The organism is Actinomadura napierensis (assembly GCF_039529375.1).
Classification (GTDB): domain Bacteria; phylum Actinomycetota; class Actinomycetes; order Streptosporangiales; family Streptosporangiaceae; genus Spirillospora; species Spirillospora napierensis.
In genome coordinates this window covers 1-10104 of the sequence record NZ_BAAAMR010000192.1, presented here as the reverse complement: position 1 = coordinate 10104, position 10104 = coordinate 1, and the positions used below count along the sequence as shown (strand labels likewise).

General features: G+C 70.2%; 8 protein-coding genes. 6 read left to right on the top strand and 2 right to left on the bottom strand.

The genetic code is table 11. From position 1 onward, the window contains the following. Positions 1-694: 694 nt before the first annotated feature. A complete protein-coding gene (locus ABD296_RS47615) occupies positions 695-1771 on the top strand; it encodes a hypothetical protein (protein WP_344284519.1) in 1077 nt (358 codons plus the stop codon). A 4-nt stretch (positions 1772-1775) separates the two neighbouring features. On the opposite strand, the gene ABD296_RS47610 is transcribed toward ABD296_RS47615, so the two are convergent. Next, complete coding sequence (locus ABD296_RS47610; protein WP_344284516.1) at positions 1776-2039, bottom strand: DivIVA domain-containing protein; 264 nt, start codon at positions 2037-2039, stop codon at positions 1776-1778. Positions 2040-2242: 203 nt separating this feature from the next. Between ABD296_RS47610 and ABD296_RS47605 the strand changes: the two genes are divergently transcribed. Continuing rightward, complete coding sequence (locus ABD296_RS47605; protein ID WP_344284513.1) at positions 2243-3193, top strand: alpha/beta hydrolase; 951 nt, start codon at positions 2243-2245, stop codon at positions 3191-3193. Between the two features lie 86 nt (positions 3194-3279). Here the strand turns inward: ABD296_RS47605 and ABD296_RS47600 are convergent, their stop codons facing one another. Continuing rightward, entirely contained in the window at positions 3280-4257 is a 978-nt protein-coding gene (locus tag ABD296_RS47600; RefSeq protein WP_344284510.1) for an SDR family NAD(P)-dependent oxidoreductase, read from the bottom strand. A 479-nt stretch (positions 4258-4736) separates the two neighbouring features. On the opposite strand from ABD296_RS47600, the gene ABD296_RS47595 reads away from it, so the two are divergent. From ABD296_RS47595 to ABD296_RS47580, 4 genes are all read left to right on the top strand, one after another. Continuing rightward, positions 4737-6329 carry a dolichyl-phosphate-mannose--protein mannosyltransferase gene (locus ABD296_RS47595; RefSeq protein WP_344284507.1) on the top strand — a complete coding sequence of 531 codons (1593 nt, stop codon included), beginning with the start codon at positions 4737-4739 and terminating at the stop codon, positions 6327-6329. Between the two features lie 47 nt (positions 6330-6376). Next, positions 6377-7768, top strand: a complete 1392-nt coding sequence (locus ABD296_RS47590) for a DUF6801 domain-containing protein (RefSeq protein WP_344284504.1) — start codon at positions 6377-6379, stop codon at positions 7766-7768. 71 nt (positions 7769-7839) lie between these two features. Then, the gene (locus tag ABD296_RS47585) at positions 7840-8844 is read left to right on the top strand and encodes a cupin-like domain-containing protein (RefSeq protein WP_344284502.1); all 1005 of its coding nucleotides are present in this window, start codon (positions 7840-7842) and stop codon (positions 8842-8844) included. Positions 8845-9332: 488 nt separating this feature from the next. Continuing rightward, positions 9333-10104 (top strand): DUF6801 domain-containing protein (locus ABD296_RS47580; RefSeq protein WP_344284499.1); only part of this gene is annotated, 772 nt, incomplete at its 3' end.

Genomic DNA, 10104 nt, shown 5'->3' with positions numbered 1-10104 from the left:
CGTAGGCCAGGGTCTGACGAGACAACGGCAGCGAAGCACGGTACAAAAGCATGTGAGGCCTCTGGTGGGGACGGGGGGTTGTGAGAGATCAACCGTCCTACCAGGGGTTTCTTGACGTCCGGCACCGCCCACGCCGTCCGCGATCATGCTGTGATCAGCGCACGCGGAACTGCCGCTGAAAAAGGCTCACTGATTGCATAGGTAAAGCATACCCTACGTGACCGACAAAAGTCGGCTCGACGGCCCTTTATTTCGGTGCTCTGGGAAAAGGTATGGCTAGCCATACCTGCGGGATACTCGTCAGCCTTACCTGGGTGCGTGGGGTGTCGTTTTGTGGGGGTTTTGTGAACACGTGTACGGGGGTGGCGAGCGTGCGCGGGCCGCGCTGCCGGCGGTCCGTGCGCGGTGGGGGCGGACGGCGCCGCCGAGGGACGGGTTCACCGAACCGTCGCGGGAGCACGGTGACGCCCGACGGGCGATCGTGTTCTCGTGGGCGGCGACGTTCATCGCGGCGACGATCATCCCGGCGGTCCGTCGGCCGTGGCGCGGTGGGGGCTCCGGAGGTTTTTAGCGCTTTCTTATAAAAAGTGGTGGGGATTCCGTCGTGCAGGCGATTCCAGGTACGAGTCCCTTGTGAGAAGGCTGTGTTAACAAGCACACTGGCTGAATATCGGCCTTACTCTAAGGAGCGGCCATGGGGGCGCTTGCTCTTGCCACCGCGGCACCGGTCGCCTATGTCGCGGGATTCACCGTCTTCAAGCTCAGCGGGCGCCGGATGCCCCGGCTCACCGGATACCGCTTCCTGCACGCGACGGTGACGCTGGCGACCAGCCCCGCCTGGCTCTTCGGCCTGGCGCTGCTGATCGGCGGCATGGTCGTGCAGAGCATCGTGCTGACGCAACTGCCGGTGAGCGTGGTCGTGCCGATGTACGGGCCGGTCATGCTCGTCCTGCTGCTCGTCGCGGTGACGAACTTCCGGGAGCGGGTGACCGCGGGGGAGCTGGGCGCGCTGTCGGTGCTGGTCCTGGCGCTGCTGGCGTTCGCCGCCGCCGGCGGCCTGCTGTCGGGTCCGGTCGCCGCCGGGTCGGGCGGGACGTGGCATCCCGACGCGCCGCTCTGGAGGATCGCGCTGCTCATCGGGCCGTCGCTGGTGTTCCCGTTGTGGCTGTTCGTCGTGCGCGACAGCCCGGTGGACGGCAGGCACGCCAAGCGCGTGACGGGCGTGGCGTTCGGGCTGGGCTCGGGCGTGCTCGTCGGATGCGCGGAGAGTTCCGGCGCGGGCATCGCCCGGCTGCTGCAGCACGACCCGTCCGCCTGGCAGCACGTGCTCCGGACGCCGCACCCCTACATCGTGGTCGTCGCCGGGCTGATCGGCGCGGGACTGGCGCAGATCGGGCTGCAGCGCTGCCGCCTGTCGGTGGTGATCATCATGCTGGCCGTCGGGTCCAAGGCGTCGCTCTGGCTCGGCGGGATCCTGGTGTACGGGCAGCCGTGGCCGGAGACGCCGACGAAGTTCGTCCTGTCGGCCGTCGGGCTGGTCCTGGCGGTGGCCTCGGTCTTCACGATCCCGCGCCACGAGCGCGAGGACCCGGTGGCCGAGGAGCCCATCGCCCCTGTCCAGACGCCGTTCGCCCCACCCGCCGTCCAACCCGGCTGGGGGACGATGCTGTCCGCGCCGGTGGTGGAGCCGCGCCCGGCCGTGCCGCGCAGCGCGGCGGCGATGCGGTACGCGGCGATGCAGGACGAGGCCGCCCGGCGGAGGTCCGGCTGAGACGTCAGGGGGACGGGTCCTCGCACGGCGGCCGGCGGGCGGCGGCCCGCGCCTCGTCGCGCTCCCGGATCAGCCGCGCCAGCTCGTTGGTCACCTGGTCGAGGAACGCGTCGACCTCCTGCACCGCATAACCCTGCGTGAGGCGGGTCGTGGCGAACTTCCGGTCCCGGACGGCCTCGGGAGTGAGCCGCCGCTCGTGGGCCGCCTCGTCCGGGCCCTTCACGAAGTCGGTCAGCCGCGTCTGCCACGCCGGTCGCTTCTTGCCCATGCGCACCACCTAACACAGGCCGTCCGCGCCGGGGCACGCGTTTCGTCGAAGGTGTTGCCAGGGTACGGATTCCGAACCGATTTCTTGAACCGCGATGAGTATTTCCGCGGGAAGTGATGCAGCGAAACTTGTCCGGCCGGATTCCTGCTGTACGCTGCGCGGCGACCATTCTCCGGGGAGTCCCGTGCGACCGAGGAGCCCGAATGGAACGTTTTATCGAGCACCGTCCCGGCACCAGCAGGAAGGCGCGCAGGTTCGCGCTTTTCATGAAGGTCTTCATCCGCCCGGTGTTCTTCTACAGCCCGCTGACCCGCTTCATGCTCCGGGTCGCCGCGGTCCTGGACTGGGGCGCTCCGCTGCTCATGCGCCCGGCCCCCGGAACCCGCGTCGAGCGCGTCGACCTCGACGGCTTCCACGGGGAATGGATCCGCCCGGAGGGCGGCGACTCCGGACGGGTCGTCCTGTATCTGCACGGCGGCGGGTTCTTCTGCTGCGGCCTGCGCACGCACCGCGGCCTCGTCGCCCGGATCGCGTCCCGCGCCGACGCGGTCGCCTTCTCCGTCGCCTACCGGCAACTGCCGAGAGCGCCCCTGTCGGTGTCGATGGCGGACGCCCTCAGCGCCTACGCATGGCTCCTCGACCAGGGCTTCGCCCCGGACGACATCGTCATCGCGGGCGACTCGGCGGGCGGATTCCTGGCCTTCACCACCGCCCTCACCGCCCTGGAGAACGGCCTGCCCGCGCCCGCCGGAATCGTGGCGCTCTCGCCCCTGGTCGACCTCGACCACGAGGGCCGCGCGTCCTACGAATTCACCCGCCGGGACGCCTACGTTCCCGTCCACCGCCTGAAGAAGCTGAACCGGCTGCTGCTGGCCGGAATGGACGCCGGTCCGCTGCCGTCGCCCTGCGACCGCGAGCTGAAGGGCCTGCCTCCCGTCCTCATCATCGCCGGTTCCACCGAGGCACTCCTTTACGACGCGGAACTGATGACGGAACGGCTCGCGCTGGCCGGCGTCCCGCACCGCCTCCAGGTCTGGGAGAACCAGATTCACGTCTTCGCCGCCTTCGCCGGCGCCATCCCCGAAGGCCGGCAGGCCATCAAGGAGATAGCCGCCTTCATCCGGGAGACCAGCCCGCGCCCGCTCGCCGCTTAGCCAAGACACGCGCGGTGTTTGACGACGACGCCACCGTCGTATTCGCGGAATGGCGCGCCGCCCCCGCCGTCTCCGTCCATCGGGCTTCAGTTGGGCGGGGCGGTCAGCGGTAGGCTGTCTTCCCATAGCTGATCCGCGCGTGCGACGTCGTAGGAGTCGTCCGATGAACGGATGGCCTGGCGTTGGTGGAAGTACCCGCCGGTGGTGCCGGCCAGTTCGGGGGCGGTCGCGAGCCAGGCCAGTGCGGCCCCGGACTCCTCGGCGGTGTAGACCTTGTCCGTCAGGAACCGGCGCACCAGGGGCCTGGCGTGGGGCAGGACGTGCTTGGCGGCGAACCGGAGCGGGGCGGGAGCCGACCGTTGCAGCCCCGTGCCCAGGACCAGGCCCGGGTCGTACGCGTTGGCGGTGACGCCGCGGGGCAGGCGGCGGGCCAGGGCGTAGGTGAAGTAGATGTTGGCCAGCTTGGAGGTGCTGTAGCGGCGCTGACCGGCGACGAACGCGTTGTCGGAGGCCGCGTCGGGCCCGAGCTCGCCGCGGGCCAGTGCGGGAGCGGCGTTCCACGCGGGAACGGGCACGCCGGCCTTCTGCGCGGGATCATGGACGCCGCTGGCCACCACGACCACCCGTGCGGGCGCCCGCAGAACCGGGAGCAGCTCGTTGACGAGCAGGAAGTGACCGAGATGGTTGACCCCGAACGTGGATTCGAAGCCGTCGGCGGTCCGGGTCTGCCTGGTCCCGGCCTGGACTCCGGCGTTGCACACCAGCGCCTGCAGCGGGGGGATCGCGCCCGAGGCCACCCGGTCGGCCAGCTCGGCGGCGAACGCTCGGACAGAGGCCAGGGACGCGAGGTCGAGGGGCATCGCCTCCACCGTGTGCCCTGCGCGTGCGGCGCCGGCCAGCTTGTCGGCGGCCTCGCGCGTACGTTCCGCGTTCCGGCTCGCCACGACGACGTGCCACGGCCCGTCGGCCGAGGTCACGAGCGCGGTGGCGCATCCATGCCCCAGCCCCGCGTTCCCGCCTGTGATGACGATCGTGCGGGCGTTACCCGCAGGTCGCGATGACATTGATGACTCCTTCCCCGCCGTCGCCGGACGGCGGAAGCCGGACCCCGATGGGGTGCGGTCGTGTTCCGTCCGCCTCAGCATGGGCCCAGGTGCGCTGGACTCTGAATAACTGATAGTCCGTATTTCTTGCGCGAGAGTACGAGCGCGGTCGGTGCGGGCCGCGACACTCCCGGTGAGGCCGCCCGGCCCGGGCGCGGTGGCCGGTTCGGAGTCGCTTCGATCATTTGCTTTTTCATTCGGCGTGTCCAAGCGGTGCGTTTTTATTGGAGCGTGCCTATGGGCGGGGAGAACTTGTCGGCTTGCGACAAGTTCTCGCGGGCGAATGCGAACGGGACGCGGCGGGCCTCACTTAACTGAGCGGGTGGGCCGGGCTTTTTCGTCGGGAAGTTGATTCAGCCGCGTCCGGGCCTTCAATACGTTCGTTGGTCCGAGCCGCGGCGACCGCGTTCCCGGCCGCGCCGTAGCGAAGGGTGGAGCATGTGACCGCCTCGGTAGCGGTGGAAGAGCCCCCGGCCCTCGACCAGAGGCGCCGGCTCGGCGCGCTGCCGTGGGGCTGGATCGGGCCGCTCGCCGTGTCCGCGCTCGCCGGGCTGCTGGTCTTCCACCGGCTCGGGTCCCCGCACGCGATCGTGTGGGACGAGACGTACTACGCCAAGGACGCCTGGTCGCTCCTGCACTACGGCGTCGAGCACAACTGGCACATCGGCCGCGACGGCAATCCGGCCAACGCCTACTTCCTGGCCGGGCACCCGGTCGCGGGACTGGCGGGCGGCGGCGAGTGGGCCGCGCATCCGCCACTCGGCAAATGGTTCATCGCGGCGGGCATGGCGGTCTTCGGGACGGGTCCGTTCGGATTCCGGTTCGCGGCCGGTGTCGCGGGCGTCCTGGCCGTGCTCATCCTCGCGCGGACCGCGAGGCGGATGACCGGGTCGACCGCGCTGGGATGCGCGGCGGGGCTGCTGATGGCGCTGGACGGATCCTGGCTGGTGTCCAGCCGGATGTCCATGCTGGACGTGTTCCTGCTGCTGTGGGTCGTCGCCGGGTTCGGCTGCCTGGTCGTCGACCGCGACCGGACGCGCGCCGCGCTCGCCGCCGGGATCGAGGACGCGTCGAGGAGCGGCCCGTTCGTCCGGCACGGCTGGCGGATCGGCGCGGGCGTGTGCTTCGGGCTCGCCTGCGGGACGAAATGGTCCGGTCTGTACGCGATGGCCTTCTTCTGGCTGCTGGCGCTGCTGTGGGACCGGAATGCCCGCAAGAGCGCCGGAGCCGAAAGGCCCTGGCGCGGCATGCTCAAGCTCGACCTGCTGCCGTCGCTCCTCCAGTTCTGGGTCCTCGCGGGCGCCGTGTACCTGGCGAGCTGGTGGGGCTGGTTCGTCTCCGGGACGGGCCTGCAGAAGACGCTGTTCGGGCAGATCGTCCCCGGCTACCAGCGGAACTGGGCGGAGGCACATCCCAGCGGGATCTGGCCCTCGTTCCTCGATCCGATCCGGTCGCTGTGGCACTACCACGCGATCACCCTGGACTTCCACGACGGCGTGACGCAGCCCAATCCCGCGCAGTCCTGGCCCTGGCAGTGGCCCTACCTCGGGCGCCCCGCCGTCATGTACCACGCGTCCGCCGAAACCGGACAGGACGGATGCCACGCGGCCAAGTGCGTCGCCGAGGTCTCTCACCTCGGGACGCCCGCGATCTGGTGGTTCTCCATCGCCGCGCTGATCGCGATGGCGCTGTACGGCGCGTTCCTGCGCGACTGGCGGGCCGTCGCGGCGGTCGGCGGGTACCTCGCGAGCTGGCTGCCGTGGTTCCCGGCCGCGTTCGCCGACCGAACGATGTACTCCACCTACACGTTGCCGATGCTGCCGTTCGCCGTCCTCGCGATCGTCCTGCTCTTCGACGGGATCATCACGCCGTACCGCGGCCGGCCCGTCTGGCGCGCGCTGATCTGGACGGGCGGCGGCGCGTACGTCGCGGCCGTCGCGGTGAACCTGCTCTACCTCTATCCGATCCTCACGGCCCAGGCCGTCCCGGAGTCCGCGTGGCACGACCGGCTGTGGCTGCCCGGATGGGGCTGACTCCCGTGAGCATCCCGCATCGCACGTTCCAGGAGAGGTGACCGCATATGAGGATCCGTGCCCGCTGGGCGCTCGGCGCGGCGGCGGCGATCGGGCTCGGGGCGGCCGTCACCGGGTCCCTGCCCGGCGGCGCGGCGCCCGCGCGAGCGCAGGAGGCCGACACCGCGCTCGGCTACACGTGCACGTCACCGGCCGGGACGGTGGAGGAGGCGGCCGTCCGGGTCCAGGGGACGTTCCCGGCGGACGGGACGGTCGGCAAGCCCGTCCGGCCGGGCCGGGTGACGGCGACCGTGACGATCCCGAAGGCGTCCCTCGGCGACGTGACCGCGCTCGGCGGCGCGTCGGTGGTCGGCACGGCGCGCCTCACGACGCGGGTCGCGCAGAACGGCAAGACCACCGAGGCCTCCTGGCCAGGGCTGACGACCCCGGCGACCCCGGTCGCCGACGACGCCGATCTCGTGCTCCCCGCGTCCGGCGACGTTCCGGCGGTCACCCCGTCCGGCACCGGCGACCTGACCTTCTCCGCCGGCGACCTGGCGCTGACGCTCAGCCCGCGCGCGGCCGACGGCACCGAGCCGAAGACGCCGAAGACGCTCGCCCTGACCTGCGCCCCGGCGAAGGGCCGGACGTCCGTCCTCGCCACCGTCCCGATCTCCGGGCCGGCGGGCACCCCGGCGCCGGAGGCGTCCGCCGCCCCGAAGGCCGCCGCGCCCAAGGCCGCGGCCGGAACGCCGGCGGACTGCGGCAAGTACCACGGCCCGACCGACGACTGGTACAGCGGCTGCACCTACCTGAGCGGCTTCTCCAACGTCAGGAAGCTCAACGGCGCGACGATCATCAACGACGCGACGCTCGCCGCACCGGTGGCCACCAACGTGATCTACATGATCGCCGATCCGGGCCTGCAGGTCAGGCAGCGGTTCCTCGGGCCGCTGCGGTCCCGCTCGACCTTCCTGACCTTCGGGATGATGCCCACGACCGCGACGATGGAGATGACCCAGCGGCCGCTGAACCCGGGCGACCCCAAGGACCCGCAGGACTACGGCACCTTCGTCGCCACCGACGACGGCAGCGGGATCCAGAAGGTCGAGGCGCACATGCGGATGTCCATCCGCATCTACGACGTCAAGGTCAACGGGACCCCGCTCGACGTGGGGGACCGCTGCCGGACGGGGACCGACGCCGACCTCAGGCTCAAGGGCCAGATGCCGAGCATCCTCAACGCGGGGGTGCTCGACGGCTCCTTCACCGTCCCGAAGTTCTCCGGATGCGGCGTGGGCGAGGACCTCGACGCGCTGTTCAACGGCTCGGTGGCCGGCCCCGGCAACCTGCTCCGGATGGGGCTCGCCGCCACCTGCATCCCGGACGCCGACCTCAACTGCCCGCCGGTGGTCCCCGATCCGCCGCGCACCGTGCCGCCGCCCACGCCGGGCGGCTGAGACGCCCGTCCCCGCTCCGGCGGGACGACGCTCCCGCACAGGAATCCGATCCGACCGACAAGGAGGCCGCCGTGGCGCGACCGAAGGACGACTGGCGCCGCTGGATCGCCGAGAACCTGCTGCTCGGCAACCCGCCGGAGGCGATCCGCGACGCCATGCCCCGCGACGAGTTCACCGCCGAGGAGGCGGCCGCGGAGGTCTCCGCGGCGCTCGCGAGCCCCTACGTCCAGGGCGGCTCGCGGATCGCCAACCGGCTGCGCAAGCGCGAATGGACGCTGACCGTCTACGGGCGGCTGAACCGGATGCGCGCGAACGGCGGGACGATCGAGCGCCGCGAGCGCCTGTCCCGCGACGAGTTCTTCGAGCAGTACTACTTCCAGAACCGGCCCGTCATCATCACCGGGATGATGAAGGCGTGGCCCGCGTGCACGAAGTGGGACTTCGGCTACTTCCGGGAGCGCTGCGGCGACCAGGAGGTCGAGGTCCAGTTCGGCCGCGAGTCCGATGAGAACTACGAGATCAACGGGCCGAAGCACAAGAAGCTGATGCGGTTCCGCGACTACCTCGACATGGTCGAGGGCGCCGGGACGACCAACGACTTCTACATGACGGCCAACAACGCCTCCCGCAACCGGGAGGCGCTCGACGTGCTCTGGCAGGACATCGACCCCGTCACCGAGTACCTGGACGCGGACTCGCCGGACAAGGGGTTCTTCTGGCTCGGGCCGGCCGGCACCAAGACGCCCTACCACCACGACCTGACCAACAACTTCATGGCGCAGGTCATGGGACGCAAGCAGATCAAGATGGTGCCGCTCCACGACACCGCCTACGTCTACAACAACCTCCACTGCTATTCGGAGGTGGACGCGAGCGCCGTCGACTACGAGCGGTTCCCGCTGATGCGCAAGGCGCAGGTGCTGGAGTGCACGCTGGCGCCGGGCGAGCTGCTGTTCATCCCGATCGGCTGGTGGCACTACGTCGAGGGCCTGGACGCCACGGTCACCATGAGCTTCACGAACTTCCTGCGGTACAACGACTTCGCGTCCGACTACACCACCTACCAGCACCTCTGAGCGGTGCCGCGGTCACGGCGCGGCGCGGACGACCCTCACCGGATGACAATTTTCCGGTGTCCGGTCCCGCGTCGCGCCTTTTCTTGTCACCGGCCGATGAGCGCACCGTTCCGGGTTGTCAGAAAATGATTGTTCTCGTCGCCGCGCGGCTTTTTGTGAGCACTTTTCATATAGCCCTCCGATTCTGTTGAACCGGTGAGCGAGACACCCTTCCTTTTTGTCAGTGAATCGTGGAGACAGTCCCGGTGGGCGCCGATAGTTTACCGACACGAAACGGACGAGATCTGGATCACCATCCGCCGGCCGAACACCGGCGAGAAGATCCACTCCCTGCCGATCCGCCCGTTTCCAGGGCCGGCGGCGCCGCCTGGCGCCCGGCCTGATCCGAGCCCCTCACGGAGGTGAAGCGAAGCTTCGGGGGTCGCACGGTCCGACAGTGCTTCGGCGCAGGCACACACCCAGGTCTCTTCCAGATGAAAGGCAGAAAGTTGGAAGACAAGCTCAGCAAGCGCAAGCGGTTCGGTGCCAAGGGACTCGCCTCGGCGGCGGTCGGCGGCCTCGGCCTCTCCCTGCTCGGCATCATGGGCGCGGGCCCGGCCCTCGCCGACCCGGTGCACTCGACGATCAACTACCACTGCACGTTCCCGCTGATCGGCACCCAGCCGCTGGCCGTGGACGTCTCGTCCGACATCCCCAAGGAAATCCCGGTCAACACGCAGACGCCGGCCTTCCACATCAAGGCGACGGCGCACATCACCGGGACCATCACCAACGGCCTCCACGCCGTCAAGGCGACCCAGCTGCAGGGCACCGCGTCGGCCGACGCGACGCTCGACGTCCCGGAGTCCCAGGGCCTCCCGGTGTCGATCGACATGTCCTTCCCGAAGACGGAGATCCCGGCCGCGTCCGGTGCGACCTGGGACCTGGTCGTCGAGGGCGACGCCCCGCAGCTGACCTTCAGCGAGACGGGCGACGGCACCATCTACGTCGGCAACATGACCCAGCACATCGACCCGCTGAAGGCCGACGGCACCGAGGTCTGGGCCGGCGGCAAGGACGTGCCCTGCACGAAGGACCCGGGCCAGGACCAGCCGTTCGCCACCTTCAAGATCACCGACGGCGGCACCCCGACCCCGACGCCCACCCCGACCCCCACGCCCACGCCCACGCCGACGCCCACGCCGACCCCGACCCCGACGCCTACGCCGACGCCGACGCCGACTCCCACGCCGACGCCCACCCCCACGCCCACGCCCACGC

Coding starts and splice junctions, on each gene's coding strand:
- ABD296_RS47610 (WP_344284516.1), bottom strand. CDS start 2,039: ATGGGCAAGAAGCGACCGGCGTGGCAGACGCGGCTGACCGACTTCGTG.
- ABD296_RS47605 (WP_344284513.1), top strand. CDS start 2,243: ATGGAACGTTTTATCGAGCACCGTCCCGGCACCAGCAGGAAGGCGCGC.
- ABD296_RS47615 (WP_344284519.1), top strand. CDS start 695: ATGGGGGCGCTTGCTCTTGCCACCGCGGCACCGGTCGCCTATGTCGCG.
- ABD296_RS47600 (WP_344284510.1), bottom strand. CDS start 4,257: ATGTCATCGCGACCTGCGGGTAACGCCCGCACGATCGTCATCACAGGC.
- ABD296_RS47590 (WP_344284504.1), top strand. CDS start 6,377: ATGAGGATCCGTGCCCGCTGGGCGCTCGGCGCGGCGGCGGCGATCGGG.